General features: G+C 57.9%; 17 protein-coding genes. 9 read left to right on the top strand and 8 right to left on the bottom strand.

Annotation, left to right across the window (positions count from 1 at the left end):
• Window positions 1-335: 335 nt before the first annotated feature.
• Genes hemY through hemC form a run of 4 tightly spaced genes read right to left on the bottom strand, consistent with a single transcriptional unit; the run spans window position 336 to window position 4,426 of the window.
• Entirely contained in the window at window positions 336-1,532 is a 1,197-nt protein-coding gene (gene hemY / locus HMPREF1144_RS01980) for a protoheme IX biogenesis protein HemY (protein WP_004097533.1), read from the bottom strand.
• 3 nt (window positions 1,533-1,535) lie between these two features.
• Window positions 1,536-2,726, bottom strand: a complete 1,191-nt coding sequence (gene hemX / locus HMPREF1144_RS01985; RefSeq protein WP_004097536.1) for a uroporphyrinogen-III C-methyltransferase — start codon at window positions 2,724-2,726, stop codon at window positions 1,536-1,538.
• A 21-nt stretch (window positions 2,727-2,747) separates the two neighbouring features.
• Complete coding sequence (gene hemD / locus HMPREF1144_RS01990) at window positions 2,748-3,488, bottom strand: uroporphyrinogen-III synthase (RefSeq protein ID WP_009651717.1); 741 nt, start codon at window positions 3,486-3,488, stop codon at window positions 2,748-2,750.
• Entirely contained in the window at window positions 3,485-4,426 is a 942-nt protein-coding gene (gene hemC / locus HMPREF1144_RS01995) for a hydroxymethylbilane synthase (RefSeq protein WP_009651712.1), read from the bottom strand. The genes hemD and hemC overlap by 4 nt, the downstream gene beginning before the upstream one ends.
• A 346-nt stretch (window positions 4,427-4,772) precedes the next feature.
• Here hemC and cyaA point away from each other — a divergent pair, with 346 nt between their 5' ends.
• Complete coding sequence (gene cyaA / locus HMPREF1144_RS02000; RefSeq protein WP_009651720.1) at window positions 4,773-7,322, top strand: class I adenylate cyclase; 2,550 nt, start codon at window positions 4,773-4,775, stop codon at window positions 7,320-7,322.
• 136 nt (window positions 7,323-7,458) lie between these two features.
• Here cyaA and cyaY read toward each other — a convergent pair whose 3' ends face one another.
• The 4 genes from cyaY to HMPREF1144_RS02020 all read right to left on the bottom strand — a co-directional run bounded on the left by cyaY (window position 7,459) and on the right by HMPREF1144_RS02020 (window position 12,996).
• Window positions 7,459-7,779, bottom strand: coding sequence for an iron donor protein CyaY (cyaY, locus tag HMPREF1144_RS02005; RefSeq protein WP_004097546.1), 321 nt, complete (start codon window positions 7,777-7,779; stop codon window positions 7,459-7,461).
• Between the two features lie 44 nt (window positions 7,780-7,823).
• Complete coding sequence (locus HMPREF1144_RS02010; protein ID WP_009651705.1) at window positions 7,824-9,407, bottom strand: MFS transporter; 1,584 nt, start codon at window positions 9,405-9,407, stop codon at window positions 7,824-7,826.
• 86 nt (window positions 9,408-9,493) lie between these two features.
• Window positions 9,494-11,170 (bottom strand): MFS transporter, encoded by a 1,677-nt coding sequence (locus tag HMPREF1144_RS02015; protein ID WP_004097550.1) that lies wholly within the window; start codon window positions 11,168-11,170, stop codon window positions 9,494-9,496.
• Window positions 11,171-11,349: 179 nt separating this feature from the next.
• Window positions 11,350-12,996, bottom strand: coding sequence for an amidohydrolase (locus HMPREF1144_RS02020; RefSeq protein WP_004097552.1), 1,647 nt, complete (start codon window positions 12,994-12,996; stop codon window positions 11,350-11,352).
• A 132-nt stretch (window positions 12,997-13,128) separates the two neighbouring features.
• Between HMPREF1144_RS02020 and HMPREF1144_RS02025 the strand changes: the two genes are divergently transcribed.
• From HMPREF1144_RS02025 to ysgD, 8 genes are all read left to right on the top strand, one after another.
• Window positions 13,129-14,589 (top strand): PLP-dependent aminotransferase family protein, encoded by a 1,461-nt coding sequence (locus tag HMPREF1144_RS02025; RefSeq protein WP_009651706.1) that lies wholly within the window; start codon window positions 13,129-13,131, stop codon window positions 14,587-14,589.
• Window positions 14,590-14,752: 163 nt separating this feature from the next.
• Window positions 14,753-14,956 (top strand): LPS translocon maturation chaperone LptM, encoded by a 204-nt coding sequence (gene lptM / locus HMPREF1144_RS02030; protein WP_009651708.1) that lies wholly within the window; start codon window positions 14,753-14,755, stop codon window positions 14,954-14,956.
• Between the two features lie 25 nt (window positions 14,957-14,981).
• Window positions 14,982-15,806, top strand: coding sequence for a diaminopimelate epimerase (gene dapF, locus HMPREF1144_RS02035; RefSeq protein ID WP_004127458.1), 825 nt, complete (start codon window positions 14,982-14,984; stop codon window positions 15,804-15,806).
• Window positions 15,803-16,510 carry a DUF484 domain-containing protein gene (locus tag HMPREF1144_RS02040; RefSeq protein ID WP_004097556.1) on the top strand — a complete coding sequence of 236 codons (708 nt, stop codon included), beginning with the start codon at window positions 15,803-15,805 and terminating at the stop codon, window positions 16,508-16,510. Before dapF ends, HMPREF1144_RS02040 begins: the two co-directional genes overlap by 4 nt.
• On the top strand, window positions 16,507-17,409 hold the full coding sequence (gene xerC / locus HMPREF1144_RS02045; protein ID WP_009651718.1) for a tyrosine recombinase XerC: 903 nt from the start codon (window positions 16,507-16,509) through the stop codon (window positions 17,407-17,409). Before HMPREF1144_RS02040 ends, xerC begins: the two co-directional genes overlap by 4 nt.
• Window positions 17,409-18,125, top strand: a complete 717-nt coding sequence (gene yigB, locus HMPREF1144_RS02050; RefSeq protein WP_009651719.1) for a 5-amino-6-(5-phospho-D-ribitylamino)uracil phosphatase YigB — start codon at window positions 17,409-17,411, stop codon at window positions 18,123-18,125. Before xerC ends, yigB begins: the two co-directional genes overlap by 1 nt.
• A 77-nt stretch (window positions 18,126-18,202) precedes the next feature.
• Window positions 18,203-20,365 (top strand): DNA helicase II, encoded by a 2,163-nt coding sequence (gene uvrD / locus HMPREF1144_RS02055; protein ID WP_009651713.1) that lies wholly within the window; start codon window positions 18,203-18,205, stop codon window positions 20,363-20,365.
• 148 nt (window positions 20,366-20,513) lie between these two features.
• Window positions 20,514-20,570 carry a YsgD/CorL family protein gene (gene ysgD / locus HMPREF1144_RS33960; protein WP_349817343.1) on the top strand — a complete coding sequence of 19 codons (57 nt, stop codon included), beginning with the start codon at window positions 20,514-20,516 and terminating at the stop codon, window positions 20,568-20,570.
• Window positions 20,571-20,659: the final 89 nt, after the last annotated feature.

Here is a 20,659-nt window from a genome sequence, read left to right on the forward strand (position 1 = left end):
GGTGCTTATCGTCCACTGACAGATGTCGCATTTTATATGCTAAATCATTCATGATGTGTCGAGACGGCCAGCACGGGAATTCCCAGGAGCTTATAAAGGTAAGTGACTGGGGTGAGCGTGTACAGCCAACGAAGAGACAGCGTGAAGGATGAAGCATATAGCCTCATCAAACACCATGGACACTACGTTGAGTGAAGCACCCAATTTGTTGTCAAACAGACCTGTTTTAACGCCTGCTCTGGTTTCAGAGCAGGCGTTTTTTTCTTTTCAGGGATAGAGAAACGCTCAGGCGGGAAGAGAAGAGATTCTCGCCCCCGATGGAGGCGAGAAGGGCATTACTGCTGCGGATTGTTTTGCAGGGTTAACAGCAGGCCGTCGCGACGCATCGTCGCCGCTTCCTCCGGCTGATGCAGGCGATCAAGAGTATCGGCCAGCCACGCGTAGTCAAACGCATCCGGGCGCTGCTTGAGCGCTGCGCGGAACGCGATGCTGGCTTCCTGCCACTCGCCGTGACGCATGAGCGATTGTCCCAGCGTACTCCACAGCAGCGGACGGTCGCCGACCGTTTTGATCTGCTGGCGCAGCACCTTTTCCAGCTGTTCCGGATTATTCGTTTTCAGCCGCGGGATAGGCATCACCAGACGATCGTCGTAGTGCTTTTTCAGACCTTCGATAATAATCTGCTGTGCGGTATCATGGTCGTCGCTTTCGATAAGGCGATTAGCCATTGCCACCTGTAGCGCCACCTGGCTGCGGGTTTTTCGGTTCTGGCTTTTCCACCAGTCGCGCAGACCTTCGCTGCCGCCGTCGGCCAGCGTTTTATCCATCAGACCAATCCACGCCAGCTGTTCCAGTTCGGCACGGTGCTCCTCATCGCTGACGTTGGCTTTCGCCATTGATGGAATGATATCCAGCAGCGAATTCCAGGCGCCGGTACGAATGTAGGCCTGCTCGGCGAGGCGCAGGACCTCCGGATGACGCGGCGTGATCTCCAGCAGCTTGTCGATGCCGTGGCGGGCGGCGTGGTTTTCATTACGCGCCAGCTGCAGGCGTACGCGGGTGATTTCGACAGGTATCAGGTCGTCGCCGGCTAACTCAGTCGCGCGCTCCAGATGCTGGTTGGCGCGGGCTTCATCGCCACGCTGCTGGGCGGCTTCTGCCGCCAGCAGATAGTTCACAACGGGCTGCTCAGCGTGATCGGCATTTTTCGCCATCAGCTTCTCAACCTGCTGATAATCGCCCTCCGCCAGTTTCAGCAGCGCCTGCTCGGTTTGCTTACGCGCGCGGCGACGCTTGCGGCCCACGAACCAGCCGCGGGTATGCGCGCCGGTGCGGAAAATGCGCCGCAGCAGCCACTCAATGGCAAACAGCACCACCATGGTGAGGATCATGATGATCGCTAACCCGGTGACGCTGGTTTCAATGTTGTAATTATCGGTCTGGATCAGGACGTAGCCCTGATGACCCGCGATCATCGGACCGACCACGATCCCGGCAAGCAGCAGCGCGAAGAGTAAGAGAATTTTCAACATGCGTTACTCTCCTTGTGGCGCAGGCGTTGGCGCGTGGGCTGCAGGTGCCGGCGCGGGAGCCGGGGCGCTGGCCTGGGTTTCAGCCGGCTGCGCCATCAGATTACGTACCCGCGTTTGCATCAGTTTCTCAAGCAGCGCCTGGCTCTGCAGGCTCTCCGGTACGTTCATGGTGATACTTTGCTGACTGAGCTTATCCACGTCCTCAAGGAAGGCTTTGGTGGTGGCATCTTCAGTGTCGTAGTAAGCACGAACCCACGTCGAGACGTTATCCAGCGCCTGTTTGTAGGTTTCTTCCTGATGACGCGGAACCGCCTGCGCCGCGACCAGCAGACGGGAGCGGATGTTTTCGCGCAGATAGACGTCCTGGTTTGGCGCCAGCAGCGGCACGGCGGTCTCATCGCGGCGGCGAACGGTAATAAAGCTGTCCATAAAGTTCTGCCAGCTTTTTTGCAGGTTTACCCGCCACTCGCTAATGGAGCTGGATAGCTCATCGCTATCGGAATCCATCGGGGTGTCATCGTCGTTGTTGTCCGCCAGGCGTAAATTATCGATCTGGTTGGCGAGCTGGTTCACTTTCAGAATGATGCCGTCGTAGTCGACCTGGCTCACGGCGGAAAGCGAAGCAATATCGTCGGTAATGGCGCGACGGGCGGAAATCAGGCTCGGATCGTTCATATCGGCGAGGCTGGCATCGGCGCTTTTCAGCAGCGCGGCGGCGGTCGTCACGTCCTGATCGCTCCACAGCTTACGTCCGGCCAGTTTTACGAGGAAATCAGCCTGCGCGAGCAGCCAGGTTTTTGCATCGCTGCCGGAAATGACCGCGACCTTCTCCTGCACTTCTTCCAGCTTCTTCGCCAGAGAATCCTGCTGACGCTGCGCTTCCGTCAGCTGGTCGGCCTGCTGCTTGATGATGCCTTCAAGCTCGCTTTTTTGGCTCTCCTGCGCTTTTTGCAGCGCGGCGATCTGGCTGGATAGCCCGGCGCTGGCTTCGCTCTGGCGGGTTGCCTGAGTCTTCGTCAGACCATAAAGGCCTACGCCAGCGGCGAGGGCGATAGCGATAGCTATTGCGCTCAGGGCGAGGCTGGTTTTACTGCCGCCGTTTTTCTTTTCGACATTCTTCTCTGGCTGTGGCGTCGTTTCCACGGCCTCCCTGGTCTCTTCAACCACGGCGGATTGATTCTGTTGTTCCGTCATTATGGCTTCCAATGTTGAGAGTTATTGTAATGCGCGTAGCAGCGCATCGTTGTCGGCGCTATCGGCAACCTGGATATCCTGCCAGCCCAATTCCCTGGCCTGCTCGGCCAGACGTTCACTGACAACGAAAATGCGACAGCTCAGGAGCCAACGTTCGCGATACCACTGTGGTATTAACGTCCAGAGCTGCTGCAGCATCTCGCCGCTGGTGATGACCAGCGTCGAAACCCCGCGAGACTGCCAGCGCATTGCTTCTTCTGCGCCATCGTAGTGCCTTGCACTACGTTGATAACATTCACAAAAAGTGACATCAGCGCCGCGTTCGCGAAGTGTGTCACCGAGTAATTCCCGCCCGCCGTTGCCGCGCAGGATGAGCGCTTTTTTCCCCGCAATGTTTTGTAATTCAGGTAATTGTAGCAAGACTTCGCTGATTTCCCGATCTAACGGGTAGCGAACTTGTCGATTACTGACCTTATGCAGGGCCAGCGCGGTGGTGCGGCCAATGGCAAAATAGTCGGGCGCCGTGGGCCAGCACAGCCCCTGCTGCTGGAGGCGAGCGTGGGCAAACTCGACGGCATGCTGAGATAGCGCGAAGAGCAAATCGCCTGCGGCGAGGCTTGCCAGCTGGCCGCCCAGCTCAGAGAGCTGACGGCCCGGGGTAAACTCAATGAGAGGAAAGCTCCAGGCCACGCGTCCCAGCGCGCGCAGGCGGCTGACTAACTCTTCGCCTTGCGGCAGCGGACGGGTAACCAGAATGCTCATTGAGGCGCTTCTCCTGCGTAGACGACGGCGAGAATGTCGCGAGCGCCGTTATCCAGAAGTTCTTCGGCAAGGGCGACGCCCAGCGTTTCGGCATCTTCCGGGCGACCGCGCCGCTCGCCGCGTACCGTGTGTGAACCATCCGGCGCGCCAACCAGCGCGCGCAGCCATAGCTCACCGTCGATCAGTTCGGCATAGCTGCCGATAGGCACCTGACAGCCGCCTTCAAGCCGGGTGTTCATCGCCCGTTCAGCGCGGACGCGGATGGCCGTTTCCGTATGATTCAGCGGGGCCAGCAGCGTTTTGGTCCATTCGTCGTCAAGGCGACACTCAATGCCGACCGCGCCCTGGCCGACGGCGGGCAGAGATTGCTCCGGGGACAGCGGTTGACGAATACGCGCCTCAAGGTTCAGGCGCTTAAGCCCTGCGGCGGCCAGAATAATGGCGTCGTATTCGCCGCTATCAAGCTTGCCCAGACGCGTGCCAACGTTGCCGCGCAGAGAGCGGATCGTGAGATCCGGCCGCGCGGCGGCCAGTTGACACTGACGGCGTAAACTTGAGGTGCCAACGATGCTGCCGTGGGGGAGTTCATCAATGGAAGCGTAGTGATTCGAGACAAAGGCGTCGCGCGGATCTTCGCGTTCACAGATGGTCACCAGCCCCAGCCCTTCGGGAAACTCCACCGGCACGTCCTTCATAGAATGGACGGCAATGTCGGCGCGACCTTCCAGCATGGCCAGCTCTAACTCTTTCACAAAGAGGCCCTTACCGCCCACTTTTGCAAGGGGCGTATCAAGGATCACGTCGCCGCGGGTGACCATAGGCACCAGCTCAACGGAAAGCCCCGGATGACAGGACACCAGACGCTCTTTCACATAATGTGCCTGCCATAGCGCAAGCGGGCTTTGCCGTGTGGCAATTCTCAAAACTTTGTCTAACATGCTTGTTACCGTCATAGTCGACCACTAACCATCCTAACATTGTTGTCTTAGGGATGTTAGTTTTGTGGGGTTAAGGGTCGCGGCCATTTTTTTAGCCTTTCATGCGTTTGCGGGGTGCCGCAAACGTAGTGAAGAATTTACACGTAGTAAAGGGTGCTACACTTGTATGTAGCTCATCTTTCTTTACGGTCAATCAGCAAGGTGTTAGATTGATCACGTTTTAAACCATTTGTCAGTCAGCAGTTCATCACAACCACACCGACGACGAATGGTGACGGTTTTTGTTGAAATACTGAAACTCTCCGTACTATTGTACGTCGGGTTTTTGAACATCAGGCGATATGTCTTGTACCTCTATATTGAGACACTGAAACAGAGACTGGATGCCATCAACCAATTGCGCGTGGATCGCGCCCTTGCTGCCATGGGACCCGCTTTCCAGCAGGTTTACAGTCTACTGCCGACATTACTACATTATCATCATCCGCTGATGCCGGGTTACCTTGACGGTAACGTTCCCCGTGGCATTTGCCTCTACACGCCTGATGAAACCCAACGTCACTATCTTGATGAACTCGAGCTCAACCGTGGAATGCTGGCCAAAGAGCCGCCGAAAGGCGAGCTGCCGATCACCGGCCTTTACTCTATGGGCAGTACGTCTTCCGTCGGCCAAAGCTGCTCTTCCGACCTGGATATCTGGGTTTGCCACCAATCCTGGCTGGATAGCGAAGAGCGCCAGCTGCTGCAGCGCAAATGTAGCCTGCTCGAGAGCTGGGCGGCGTCGCTGGGCGTTGAGGTCAGCTTCTTCCTGATCGACGAAAACCGCTTCCGCCATAACGAAAGCGGTAGCCTGGGCGGTGAAGACTGCGGCTCAACTCAACACATCCTGCTGCTGGATGAGTTTTACCGTACCGCGGTGCGCCTTGCCGGGAAACGTATTCTGTGGAATATGGTGCCGTGCGATGAAGAAGAGCATTACGACGATTACGTGATGAGCCTCTACGCGCAGGGCGTGCTGACGCCGAACGAATGGCTGGATCTCGGCGGCCTGAGTTCCCTCTCGGCAGAAGAGTACTTCGGCGCCAGCCTGTGGCAGCTGTATAAAAGTATCGACTCGCCCTATAAGGCCGTGCTGAAGACGCTGCTGCTGGAAGCGTACTCCTGGGAGTACCCCAACAACCGTCTGCTGGCGAAAGATATCAAGCAGCGCCTGCATGACGGTGAAATCGTATCGTTTGGCCTTGACCCTTATTGCATGATGCTGGAGCGCGTCACGCTCTATCTGCAGGCCATCGAAGATGAAACGCGCCTCGATCTGGTGCGTCGATGTTTCTATTTAAAAGTGTGCGAGAAGCTGAGCCGCGAGCGCGCCTGCGTCGGCTGGCGCCGTGAAGTCGTCAGCCACCTGGTGAAAGAGTGGGGCTGGGATGAAAAGCGTCTGATGATGCTCGATAACCGGGCCAACTGGAAGATTGACGAAGTTCGTAAAGCGCACAACGAACTGCTTGATGCGATGATGCAGAGCTATCGCAACCTGATTCGCTTTGCGCGCCGTAATAACCTGAGCGTTTCCGCCAGCCCGCAGGATATTGGCGTGCTGACGCGTAAGCTGTACGCCGCCTTTGAAGCGCTGCCGGGGAAAGTGACCCTGGTAAACCCGCAAATTTCGCCGGATCTGTCTGAGCCGAATCTGACTTTCATCCACGTGCCGCCGGGTCGTGCCAACCGTACCGGCTGGTATGTCTATAACCGCGCGCCGGACATGGAATCGATCATCAGCCATCAGCCGCTGGAATATAACCGTTATCTTAATAAGCTGGTGGCCTGGGCCTGGTTTAACGGCCTGCTGACGTCACGCACACGCCTGTTTATTAAGGGCAACGGGATTGTCGACCTGGCGAAACTGCAGGAAATGGTGGCCGATGTGGCGCATCACTTCCCGCTGCGCCTGCCGTCTCCGACGCCGAAAGCGCTGTATAGCCCCTGCGAAATTCGCCACCTGGCGATTATCGTCAACCTCGAATATGACCCGACGGCGGCCTTCCGCAATCAGGTAGTGCATTTCGATTTCCGCAAGCTGGATGTTTTCAGCTTCGGCGAAGAGCAAAAGTGCCTGATTGGCAGCATCGATCTGCTGTATCGCAACTCGTGGAACGAGGTGCGTACGCTGCACTTTAACGGCGAGCAGGCGATGATCGAAGCGCTGAAAACCATTCTTGGCAAGATGCACCAGGACGCCGCGCCGCCGGATAGCGTGGAAGTTTTCTGCTATAGCCAGCATCTGCGCGGCCTGATCCGCACTCGCGTGCAGCAGCTGGTGTCTGAATGCGTTGAGCTGCGTCTTTCCAGCACCCGCCAGGATACCGGCCGTTTTAAAGCGCTACGCGTTTCCGGGCAGACCTGGGGGCTCTTCTTCGAGCGTCTTAACGTCTCGGTACAGAAGCTGGAAAACGCCATCGAATTCTATGGCGCGATTTCGCATAACAAACTGCACGGCCTGTCGGTGCAGGTGGAAACCAACCACGTCAGGCTGCCGCAGGTGGTGGATGGTTTTGCCAGCGAAGGGATTATTCAGTTCTTCTTTGAAGATGCGGATAACGATAACGGATTTAACATCTATATCCTTGATGAGAGCAACCGCGCCGAGGTGTATCACCACTGCGAAGGGAGCAAAGAAGAGCTGGTACGCGACGTCAGCCGCTTCTACTCTTCGTCGCATGACCGCTTTACCTACGGCTCCAGCTTTATCAACTTTAACCTGCCGCAGTTTTATCAAATCGTCGACGTCGACGGCCGCGAACAGGTGATCCCGTTCCGCAGCCAGGTGATTGCCGCGGCCACCCTTGCTGCAGGTGAGGATTCCGCGACATCATCGATGTTGCAGCACTACTCATGACCCGCCGCGTAGACCTGTCATTCGGCGCAGGTAAATTTCCCGGGGGCGCTTCGCTTGCCCGGGCTACGGGGTGATATGGGTTTTGTCGCCCGGATACGGCGTTAGCCGCAATCCGGGGAACTCGAATCACGCGCGTTTAGCGAAAACTCACCGCTTCACCGGCCTGCGCGGTCGCCGCCTGTTCCAGCAGATCCCAGAAAGTTTCGCCGCTGCGGTCGCATACCCACTCGTCGCCTTTCAAGTCGAAATGGTAGCCGCCTTGTTTTGTCGCCAGCCACACCTGGTGCAGCGGCTCCTGGCGGTTGATAATAATTTTGCTGCCGTTTTCAAAGCTGATTGTCAGCACGCCGCCGTTGATTTCGCAGTCGATATCGCTGTCGCCATCCCAGTCGTCGAGACGCTCTTCGATGGTCATCCACAGGGTATCGGCCAGGCGATGGAATTCACTGTCGTTCATGGTTCTTTCCCGCTTTTTTGATCGTGGCGGCAGTATAGCGCAATCTACGATGACTTCGGCAGATGGCGAAGGCGGATCAGCAGTAGAGACGTCACGATCGCCATCGCCAGCAGCCCGTAACGCGCGCTCAGCATCCGGCTCTGTTGATAATGCTGAAGAAGGCCAGAGAGATCGCCGGGCGCCAGGTTTTGTGTCTGGATAAGCTGATGGAAAGTCCGATCGCTCGTCCAGGGGATAAACGTGAGATGGCCGATGGCCTGTCGGGCGGCCAGGCCCATAGCCAGGTCGTGCTGTACCTGATATTTCATCAGGAAGGTCAACACCGTGAGCATGACGGTACTGATTAACGCCATTCCTAATGCCTGCCCGATATCGCGCGAGGCGGCCTGAACGCCGCCGGACTGTTCGGCGTGCCGATTCCCTGCGCCAGTGGTGACCAGTATCGGGGCATTGGCCGCGATGGTGCCCATTCCCGCGCCGATTAAACAAAGCCCTGATGCCATCAGTACAGGGGTAAACCCCGTCACGTGCAGTGCCGCGGCGGCAACCAGAGCGCCGGCGATCCCCGCCGTCAGCCCCATCTGGCACTGGCGGCGAGGGTTTCGCTGCTGAATAAACAGCGGCAGGCCCAGCGAACAGGCAGCGAGACATATCGCAAAAGGGAGTATCAGCAGCCCTGTTTCCATCGCCGATACGCTTTTAACAATCTGCGCAAAACTCACCACGGTAAAAATAGCCGAACTGTAGGCAAAAAATATCCAACCAGTGAGATAGAGCCCGTGGCGCACCAGGCGGGTTTTCAGGAAAACCGCGGGGAGCAGAGCGTGGCCGGTGGTGGCTTCAAAATGACGTTCCCAGCGCAGCATCATCACCAGCACCATCAGGCCGCAGAGAATAACGAAAGGGGCGGGGCTCAGGCCGAGAACGCTCACTGCCGGGTCGAAGGGCATAACCAGTCCCCAGACCGGGATGCGCAGAATACCGAAAATCGTCAGAAACAGCCCGATGGTGCCTAACAGAAAGCCCGGGGTATCGAAGGCGATAGCGGCGCGTTTGTTTTCTGATGCCGGGATGATGACGGAGCAGAGCAGGATAAGCAGCGCCAGCAGGCCAAGCGAGGCAAACGCGATGCGCCAGCCGACGTGGTCCAGCAAATATCCGCATACAATTGGACCACAGGCGAATGAAATGCCGCTGGAGGCGCCCAGCGCGCCAAAGGCGGCAACCCGTCGTCGCTGCTGATACAGGGCAGAGATCAGGCCAAAAACGGCGGGGATCATCAGGCTACCGCCTATCCCGGCGGTCAGACGCGCGCCCCAGGTGAAGAGCGCGATCGATGGCGAAAAAAAGGCGCAGGCTTCGGCGAGGATAAAAATCAGGCAGCCGATGCGAAACAGCATTCGCCAACCCCAGATACACCCCAGCATTCCGCCTGCCACCATAAACGTGCCGGCAATCAACGGATACATGGTATTCGCTGTACTGACCTGCCCAAGCGTGGCGTGCAGATCGTTCATTAGCGCCTGCGTGGCGATACTTAACGTCACGTTATCGGCGGAAGCCAGAAACTGTGCGCAGCATAAGACAACCAAAGGTAACCAGTTTGTCGGTGTAGGGTTGGTGGTCACAGCGTGTTCCTTTTTGATAGAAACGACAAAACGCGCCCTTCCTCGCGGGAGGGGCGCGTTTTTGTTAGTTATCTTTCGATCTTAACTCAGATTTTCGACTTCTTCGCACGCGGCTCTTCTCCTGCTGCGTCATCAGAACCCCTGGCGCGGACGGGAAGATTGCGCGTCCCGAATAAAAACAGCAGCGTCATGACCGCGGTGGCGACCATACCCGCTCGCGTGGCTTTCAGGCGGGCGGTTTTATAGACCTGGTTGAGTTCCGTTACATCCTTCTGATTCACGCCCTGGTCCAGCATCAGCGTTGAGAAACCCGTATCGCTGAGATAAGGAATAACGGAAAGATTTGCCACCTTCTGCTGTGTATCCTGGCTTAGCGAAGCGTCGTGGCTGGCCATATCCTGTACCGTCATGGTGACCGCCGTCAGCATCACCATACCGCAAACCGCCACGCCGATTGCCTGGCCGACGTTACGCGAAGTCGCCTGCACGCCGCCGGACTGCTGCGCATCGCGCGCCGGCAGGGCGCTGGTAACAATATAGCTGGAATAGGCGGAAACGATGCCCATACTGACGCCAATCAGACACATCCCTACCGGCACGATCATGCTGAAATCGGACGGGCCGAAGCCGAAGATGCACAACACGGAGCCCAGCGTGCCGATGAGCAGCGCGCTCTGGCACATCCGTTTCGGATTCGCGTTTTTCCAGACGATTGGCAGCCCCAGCGAAAAGACCACGACGCCCAGCGCAAACGGCAGGATTAGCAAACCGGTTTCAATACCGTTCAGCCCGGCAACCACCTGTACAAAGCTCACGGTCACAAAAATACCGGAACCGTAGGCGAGGAAGATAAACGCCGTCAGATAGAGACCGTTACGCACCTGCGGCGTTGCGAGGAACGACAGCGGGATCAGCGCGCTGCCGGTGGTGGCTTCGCGATGGCGCTCCCACTTCAGCATAATCGCCAGCACGATCAGGCCAAACAGGACGAGGAACGGCGCCGGGCTAAGACCCATGACGGTGAACGGCGCGTTAAACGGCGTAAACAGACCCCAGCTCGAGACTTTCAGGAAGCCGAGGATCACGCTGAACAGGCCGATAACGGTCAGGACCACGCCCGGCAGATCGAACACCACTTTGCGTTCAGGTTTTGCCGGCGTAGGGACGAGGAAAGAGCCGCTGAAGATCACGATGCACAGGCCGGCAATAGCGGCAAACGCCGCACGCCAGCCGAAGTGGTCAACCAGCAGGCCGCAAATCAACGGACCGGCGGCGAAGGAGACGCCGCTTGCCGCGCCGATAGCGCCAAAGGCGATCGCCTGCTGGCGGCCTTTATAGTTACTGGCGATAAGCCCCAGCACCGAAGGGATCATAAAGCTTCCGCCAATACCGGAAAGCAGACGGGCGCCGTAGGTGAAGACCAGCATGTTCGGTGAGAAATAAGCGGTCAGCTCGGCAAGAAACAGCAGCGCGCAGCCGATGCGGAAGGTTTTCTTCCAGCCGACGATAAGCCCGGCCATCCCGGCGGCGACCATCAGAGAGCCCGCGGCTAGCGAATACATCGCGTTGGCGATGCTGATGAGATCCATTGACGCGTGCAGGTCTTTGACCAGCGCGCCGGTAGCGATGCTCAGCGTGGCATTATCGCCGGATGTCGAAAGCTGAGCTAGGCACAGCACCAGCAGCGGCAACCATTTCATCGCCGTATCGGCGGCCGCGTTGCGCGACATGCCGTGAGAGTTAATTACTGAATTTGTCGTCATGATCGTGTTCTGTGGTTAATTTCAGGCAATCTACATATCATCCTTCAAGCTGCCTGCGTTCACCCCTGTAGTAAGCTCCAGGGGATTCTCTTAGGTGCTGTCTTGATGCAACGTGAATGATTTTGTGCAATAGCTATCCGCCCGACGCCGCCGCCGGGTGGATAATGTTCGCAACAGGATTACTGGATTTGCTGTTTCTTACCGCCCAGCACGGTGCCCCATACCTTCACATCTTTAAGCTGAACCGGCTCGATGGCCTGCGGATCGTCTTCCAGCACGGTGAAGTCGGCATATTTACCGCATTCGATGCTGCCGATCAGATGGTCCATTTTCATGGTCCATGCCGCGCCGAGGGTCATCGCGTGCAGCGCGCGATCGACGGAGATTTTCTCCGCTTCGCCCAGTACGCGCCCGGATGCCGTCAGGCGGTTCACCGCGCACCAGCCGGTGAACAGCGGGTTGATGGGGGTGATGCCGCAATCGCTGTGGAAGGCGAAAGGAATACCGTGGCGCACCGCGCTGCCGCAGGCGTCCATACGCATTGCGCGCTCCGGGCCCATGGTTTTGCTGTAGTGCTGATCGCCCCAGTAATAGATGTGGTTGCTGAAAAAGTTCACGCCCATGCCCATCTCTTTGATGCGTTTGAACTGATCTTCACGCAGCATCTGCGCGTGCTGCATCACCGCGCGGTGGTTAACTGCCGGAATACGATTCAGGGTTTTCTCGACGGCTTTAATGAACGCTTCCGAGGCCTCGTCGCCGTTACAGTGGCAGTGAACCTGGTAGCCGCGGGACATGATGTCGTAGACCTGCTGCTCCACCTCTTCCGGCGTGGCGTTCCACGCGCCGTTGTGGCCATCCAGATAATAGAAGGGCTCCAGCATCCGTCCTGACCCACCCTGGATAGAGCCGTCGAGGAAGATTTTCATCGGGCCGAAGTGCATTTTTTCGTGCCCGTGACGCATGACGTCCGGGGCGAAATCCAGCGCTTCCTGGAAGGGTTTTTTGACGAAAGGAGGACCGTAGGCCACCAGCAGACGAATCGGGAAGTCCTCTTCACGGGTCATGCGGATGTAGTTTGTCATCAGCTCGGGATTGCTGAAATCGGTCAGACCCATATCGGCTGCGCTGGTGCAGCCTGCGCGAAACGCTTCCTTGCCGAAATTGGCGATGGCGATTTCGGTGGTGAGTTCGTCCCAGAAACCATATTTATTCAGGATTGGCCCCATGGCGGCGAACTCCACCAGCTCGCCGTGCAGCGTACCGTCCTGATTTTTCACCACGCCTTCAATCTGGCAATCGTCAAATATTCCGCAGTCGTGCAGCGCGGCGGTATTGGCGCCCATCAGGTGGATGCTCATATGGATAACCGCGACCGGACGGGTGGTTGAGACGCGGTCCAGATGTTCGCGGCCCAGCTTTTCGCTGCCGAAATAAATGGGATCAACGCCCCATGCGATCAGCGGCGCGTGCGGATCGGTCATCTCACGTTCCACCGCCTGCAGCGCGCTGACGACGTCGTCAAAAGAGCGGCAGCCTTTCCAGACTTTACCGGTATGGTCCGGGCGATCGTAGTAACCCACATAGGGGAATTGCCACATACCGCCGCCGGTGACGTGCGAGTGGGCTTCAATCAGGCCGGGCATTAACACTTTATCGGCAAAGGTCTCGTCCAGCTGGTATTCGCCAAAGCCGGTGAGTTCTTCAAGCGTGCCGGTGCCTAAAATACGGTCGCCGCGCACCGCGACATGGGTGGTCTCCGGGCGGTTCGGGCACATCGTAATGATTTTTTTAGCGGCAAAAATCGTGATTTCTGATGCTGACATAGTAGGCTCAATCATTCAGGGTTCAGAGAGCGATGAAAGGCGTCGCTTTCATCATGAGTATTAATGCGCCTATGCTAATTGTCATATTGGATGTATAACAGGACCAAAAACCCACGATATTAAGGTGCCAATTTGTCGGTTGCTCTGCCTTTTGATTTAACGGGTATAAAGCTGGATGCTGGCAGAAAGCGTAGCGAGCAGCTTTATCGCGCCCTGAGAGAGAAGATGGTGAATACGCCCGGTCTTCACGGGGCTAAACTACCCGCGACGCGTGAGCTGGCGCGGCTGCTGGGGGTTTCTCGCAATACGGTGGTCTCGGTCTACGAGCGTTTGTATGCCGATGATTTGATTGAAACCCGCCAGGGAGACGGCACCTATATACGTTATCGTGGGCAGGAGGTTGACGAAGGCCCCGACGTCCCTGAAATTCCTGCCTTACGCGTCGACTCGCGCCTGCCGCTGACGGCGCGGTTTAATCGCCATTTTGTGCACGATGGCCCGCCGAAGGCTTTTCGCATCGGTATGCCCGCGATTGACCATTTCCCGTTTGATACCTGGTCGCGCCTGCAAAACCGCTTCTGGCGGCGGCGACCTATTGCGCAAATGGGTTACGGCGTTCCGGCGGGCGATTTACAGCTGCGCGAGCTTATCGCCAGCTATCTGCATACCTCGCGCGGTCTGAAGTGCGATCCGGCTCAGGTGATTATTACCCTTGGCGCACAACAGGCGATAATGCTCTGTTCCGCGCTGCTGCTGCGCGCCGGGCAGGACGTCATTATGGAAAACCCCTGCCACTGGGCGGCGGCGGGCGTATTCTCCTGCCTTGGTTTGAATATTAAAGCGATTAACGTTGATGATGAGGGGCTTCAGACAGCGCAGTTGACGGACTATCCCGACGCCCGGATGGTCTATGTGAGCCCGTCATGCCAGTACCCGACGGGCGCGACGCTCTCGCTATCGCGGCGGATGACGCTGCTGGAGTGGGCCAGAAAGCATCAGGCGTGGATTATGGAAGATGATTACGACGGCGAGTATCGCTATAACGGCACGCCGCTGATGCCGCTCGCCGCGCTGGATAACCGCCATCGGGTGATTTATATCGGTTCGTTTTCCAAAGTGATGTATCCCGCGCTACGCCTGGGCTACATGGTGGTTCCGCAACAGCTGGTGGAACCGCTGAACCTGCTGCGTACGCTATCCACCCGCCAGCCGCCAATGAACGATCAGCAGGTGATGGCGAGCTTTATTTCGGAGGGTCATTTCCAGCCCCATATCCGGCGAATGCGCAGAATCAGTAAAAGCCGTCGCGATCTGCTGCTGGCCGAGTGGAATCAGCATCTGAGCCATATTGGCGTGATGCCGGAAGTGGCCTCGGGGCTACATGCGGCGATTACCCTGGATGATGCTGAAACAGAAACCCGTCTCGTTAGCCAGGCCCAGGCGGCAGGCGTGGAAATTACGCCGCTGAGCGCATTGTGGATCCCTGGTACGCCTGAAAGCCGCCATCATTACGGCGTGGTGCTGGGATTTGCCGGCGTGATGGAAGCGGATATTGTGCAGTCGATACAGGTGCTAAAAAAATGCTGGCAGTGACCCTGCTAAAATGAATCCTCAGCGTATATCCACCAACGCGTTTGCGCTGTAACCCTGGTGGAAAGCCGCTTTACAGATGTCATAAAGCTGCCCTAAACGCTTGCTTTTACGTCTTCTCCTGCGATGATAGAAAACAGAAAGAATGAATTACGGGCTACTATCCATGAAAAACGTTTTCCCAGCGCTTGCCGTTTTATTTGCGGTCCTCAGCCTCACCGGCTGTGGTCTGAAAGGGCCGCTCTATTTCCCGCCAGCGGATAAAACGGCGCCTCCGCCGACTAAACCGGTTGATAGCGGTATCCAGAGCTCTACGCCGGATCGTAACGATCGCGGTGATAGCGGTGGTCCGACCCAGGTGAATTACTGACAGTTCCGCGCTGCTGGAGTAGATGATGCAGTTCTCTAAAATGCATGGCCTTGGCAATGACTTTATGGTTGTTGACGCGGTAACTCAGAATGTTTTTTTCTCACCGGAACTGATTCGTCGCCTGGCGGATCGGCATCTTGGCGTGGGCTTCGATCAGCTGCTGGTGGTTGAGCCGCCCTACGATCCGGAGCTCGACTTCCACTATCGCATCTTCAATGCCGACGGTAGCGAGGTGGCGCAATGCGGCAACGGCGCGCGCTGTTTCGCCCGCTTTGTGCGCCTGAAAGGCCTGACCAATAAACGTGACATCCGCGTCAGTACCTCGAACGGCCGTATGGTATTAAGCGTAACGGAAGACGATCTGGTGCGCGTGAATATGGGTGAGCCAAACTTCGAACCGTCGCAGGTGCCGTTCCGCGCCAACAAAGCGGAAAAGACCTATATCATGCGCGCCGCTGAACAGACAGTATTGTGCGGCGTGGTGTCGATGGGCAACCCGCACTGCGTTATTCAGGTCGATGATGTGGAAACCGCGACGGTGGAAACGCTCGGTCCGGTGATGGAAAACCACGAGCGCTTCCCGGAGCGGGCGAACATCGGCTTTATGCAGGTGGTCAGCCGCTCCCATATTCGCCTGCGCGTGTATGAACGCGGCGCGGGTGAAACGCAGGCCTGCGGTAGCGGCGCCTGCGCGGCGGCGGCGGTCGGTATCCAGCAGGGGTTACTGGGCGAGGAGGTCCGCGTGGAATTACCCGGCGGGCGTCTTGATATCGCCTGGAAAGGTCCGGGCCAACCGCTGTATATGACTGGCCCGGCGGCACATGTCTATGACGGATTTATTCATTTATGAAACAAGTCGGGGAAGAACAGCAGGAACTCGCCAGCGAGCTGAACGATCGCGCAGTGGTGGACTATCTGTTGCAACATCCTGAATTCTTTATTCGTAATGCGGCGCTGGTGGAGCATATGTCGGTGCCGCATCCGGTACGTGGTTCGGTCTCGCTGGTGGAATGGCACATGGCGCGGGCGCGGAACCATATCAACGTGCTGGAAGAGAATATGACGCTGCTGATGGCCCAGGCGACGGCTAACGAAAGCCTGTTTCAGCGCCTGTTTGATCTGCAGACGCGGCTGGCGGCGGCCGATAGCCTTGATGAAATGCTGAACCGCTTTCATCGCTGGGCGCGCGAGCTGGGCCTGGCGGGCGCCACGGTGCGCCTGTTTCCCGACAGCTGGCGGCTCGGCGCGCCCTCCAAATTCACCCATCTGGCGATAAGCCGTCAGGCGTTTGAGCCCATTCGCATCCAGCGGCTTGGGCAACAGCGGCATTATCTTGGCCCATTAAACGGCCCGGAACTGCTGGTGGTGTTGCCGGAAGCAAAAGCCGTGGGTTCGGTGGCAATGTCGCTGCTGGGGGGGGATGAAGCGCCCGGCGTGATGCTGTTCAGCAGTCGCGACCCTCAGCACTATCAGCAAGGTCAGGGAACGCAGCTTTTGCATGAAATTGCGTCGATGCTCCCGGGTTTGCTGGAGCGCTGGATCGAGCGCGCATGACCGACTCGCCGCTGTTTACGCCCGTAGAACGCTTTTTACGCTATCTCGGCGTGGAGCGTCAGCTGAGCCCGATAACGCTGTTGAACTACCGCCGCCAGCTCGAGACGCTTATCGCGCTGGCGGATAGCGCCGGGCTGAAAAGCTGGCAGCAGTGCGATGCTGCCCAGGTCCGTAGCCTGGCGGTGCGCAGCCGTCGCCAGGGGCTGGGGCCAGCCAGCCTGGCTTTACGTCTCTCCGCCTTACGCAGCTTCTTTGACTGGCTGGTGAGCCAGGGCGAACTGGCCGCGAATCCGGCGAAAGGGATTTCGGCGCCGAAAACACCGCGCCATTTACCGAAAAATATCGACGTCGACGACGTTAACCGACTGCTGGATATCGATCTTAACGATCCGCTGGCGGTACGCGACAGGGCGATGCTGGAAGTGATGTACGGCGCGGGACTGCGTCTCTCGGAGCTGGTGAATCTCGACATTAAGCACCTCGATCTGGAATCCGGCGAGGTGTGGGTGATGGGCAAAGGCAGCAAAGAGCGTCGCCTGCCGATTGGCCGCAACGCAGTGGTGTGGATTGAGCACTGGCTCGACCTGCGCGGCCTGTTCGGCGCTGATGAAGACGCCCTGTTCTTATCAAAGCTGGGTAAGCGAATTTCCGCGCGTAACGTGCAAAAGCGCTTTGCCGAATGGGGCATTAAGCAGGGCCTCAACAGCCACGTGCATCCGCATAAGCTGCGCCACTCTTTCGCGACCCATATGCTGGAGTCGAGCGGCGATCTGCGCGGAGTGCAGGAGCTGCTGGGTCATGCGAATCTGTCCACTACTCAAATTTATACCCATCTTGATTTTCAACACCTTGCGTCGGTGTACGATGCGGCGCATCCGCGCGCCAAACGGGGGAAATAATGCGTTTTTACCGACCTCTGGGCCAGATTTCAGCACTGACATTTGACCTGGACGATACCCTTTATGACAACCGTTCGGTGATTGACCGAACGCTGCATGAGTCGCTGAGCTTTGTGCGCAGCTACCACCCGTCGCTGAGTCAATTTGACGCCAGCGAACTCAACCGGCTGCGCCAGACGCTGCTGGCGTCAGAGCCGGAAATTTACCACGATGTCACCGAGTGGCGCCGCCGCGCGCTGGAGCTGGGGATGATCAACGCCGGGCTTTCTGCGGCGATGGCGAAAACGGGGGCCGAGGAAGCGATGGCGAACTTCGCCCACTGGCGCAGCCTGATCGATGTCCCGCAGGAGACGCACGATACGCTGGCGCAGCTGGCGGAAAAGTGGCCGCTGGTGGCCATTACCAACGGTAATGCCCAGCCGGAGCTTTTTGGCCTGAGCGACTACTTCCGCTTCGTGCTGCGCGCCGGTCCGGACGGGCGCTCTAAGCCTTTTGCCGATATGTATCATCTCGCAGCCGAGCGGCTGGCGCTGCCGCTGGGGCAGGTTCTGCACGTTGGGGACGATCTGACGACCGACGTGGCGGGCTCCATTCGCTGCGGCATGCAGGCCTGTTGGATCAAACCGCAGGGCGCAGACCTGATGCGCACCGCCGACAGTCGCCTGTTACCGCACATCGAAATTTCACGGTTGGCATCTCTGACCTCGCTGATATAATCGTCAGTAGTTCTGTATAAATTAACAGTAGCCCGGTGGACTGAACGTTGCCGGGCGTCTCATTTCCGGCGGTGCCAATGGACGTTTCTTATCTGCTCGACAGCCTTAATGACAAACAGCGTGAAGCCGTTGCGGCATCACGTACTAACATGCTGGTTCTGGCAGGCGCGGGCAGCGGTAAGACGCGCGTACTGGTACACCGCATCGCCTGGCTGCTGAGCGTTGAGCACTGTTCCCCTTACTCCATTATGGCGGTGACCTTTACCAACAAAGCGGCGGCGGAAATGCGCCATCGTATTGGCCAACTGATGGGGACCACCCAGGGCGGTATGTGGGTCGGCACTTTTCACGGGCTGGCGCACCGGCTGCTGCGCGCTCATCACCTTGACGCCAACCTGCCGCAGGACTTCCAGATCCTCGACAGCGAAGACCAGCTGCGCCTGCTCAAGCGTCTGATTAAGGCGATGAATCTCGATGAGAAGCAGTGGCCGCCGCGTCAGGCGATGTGGTACATCAACGGCCAGAAAGATGAAGGGCTGCGTCCGCACCATATACAGAGCTACGGTAACCCGGTTGAACAGACCTGGCAGAAGGTTTATCAGGCCTACCAGGAGGCCTGCGATCGGGCGGGGCTGGTGGATTTCGCCGAACTGCTGCTGCGCGCCCACGAGCTGTGGCTCAACAAGCCGCACATTCTTCAGCACTACCGCGAGCGCTTTACCAATATCCTGGTCGACGAATTTCAGGATACCAACAACATTCAGTACGCGTGGATCCGCCTGCTGGCGGGCGATACCGGCAAGGTGATGATAGTCGGCGATGACGATCAGTCCATTTACGGCTGGCGCGGCGCGCAGGTGGAGAACATCCAGCGCTTCCTCAACGATTTCCCCGGCGCGGAAACTATCCGCCTCGAGCAAAACTATCGCTCGACCAGCAATATCCTCAGCGCGGCCAACGCCCTGATTGAAAACAACAGCGGGCGCCTGGGGAAAAAGCTGTGGACCGACGGCGCCGACGGCGAGCCGATTTCGCTCTACTGCGCGTTCAACGATCTTGATGAGGCGCGCTTTGTCGTCAACCGCATCAAAACCTGGCAGGAAAACGGCGGGGCGCTGGAGCAGTGCGCGATTCTGTATCGCAGCAACGCCCAGTCGCGCGTGCTGGAAGAGGCGCTGCTGCAGGCCAGTATGCCGTATCGTATTTATGGCGGCATGCGCTTCTTCGAGCGCCAGGAGATCAAAGATGCGCTCTCCTATCTGCGCCTGATCGCCAATCGTAATGACGACGCGGCCTTTGAGCGCGTGGTGAATACCCCGACGCGCGGTATCGGCGATCGCACGCTGGACGTGGTGCGCCAGACCTCGCGCGACCGTCAGCTGACGCTGTGGCAGGCCTGTCGTGAGCTGTTAAAAGATAAAGTGCTTGCCGGACGCGCCGCCAGCGCCCTGCAGCGTTTTATGGAGCTCATTGACGCCATGGCGCAGGAAACCGCCGATATGCCGCTGCACGTGCAGACCGATCGGGTGATTAAAGACTCCGGCCTGCGCATGATGTACGAGCAGGAGAAAGGCGAGAAAGGCCAGACGCGCATTGAAAACTTAGAGGAGCTGGTGACGGCAACGCGCCAGTTCAGCTACAACGAAGAAGATGAAGATTTGATGCCGCTGCAGGCGTTCCTCTCGCATGCGGCGCTGGAAGCGGGAGAAGGGCAGGCGGATACCTGGCAGGATGCGGTACAGCTGATGACCCTGCACTCGGCGAAAGGGCTGGAGTTCCCGCAGGTCTTTATCGTCGGCGTGGAAGAGGGGATGTTCCCGAGCCAGATGGCGCTTGATGAGGGCGGCCGCCTGGAAGAAGAACGCCGTCTGGCCTACGTCGGCGTCACCCGCGCGATGCAGAAGCTCACGCTGACCTATGCGGAAACCCGCCGCCTGTATGGCAAAGAGGTTTATCACCGTCCGTCGCGCTTTATCGGCGAGCTGCCGGAGTCGTGCGTGGAAGAGGTGCGGCTGCGCGCCACGGTGAGCCGTCCGGTCAGCCATCAGCGGATGGGCACGCCGATGGCGGAAAACGACACCGGCTATAAGCTGGGCCAGCGCGTGCGCCATGCCAAGTTTGGCGAAGGCACCATCGTGAACCTCGAAGGCAGCGGCGAACACAGCCGCCTGCAGGTTGCGTTTCAGGGGCAGGGGATTAAATGGCTGGTCGCGGCGTATGCCCGGCTTGAAACAGTGTAACAGTAAGAAAAGTATCATTATTTTGTAATATTCTGCTACCTTTATACGTTAAGGAGCTTGATTTGCTCTTTAGCGTTCCGTTGCGTGTTGACGCCGTTTTTGCGCTGGCGTAACATGCGCGCACGATTACGCTAAGAGGACATTCGCCTTGGACACACCCAGTAGATGCTGGCTCAATTTCCTGCCCATCAGGAACAACTCCTAAGGCTATCCTCTTATGCTGATAGCCTTAGCGGTTGTCGGCGACCCGTTCTATTCCCGTCGCTCTGAGTCAGGCTTAATGGTCTGAAACCC

Origin of the sequence: Klebsiella sp. OBRC7 (genome assembly GCF_000293135.1) — a bacterium.
GTDB lineage: Bacteria > Pseudomonadota > Gammaproteobacteria > Enterobacterales > Enterobacteriaceae > Klebsiella > Klebsiella michiganensis.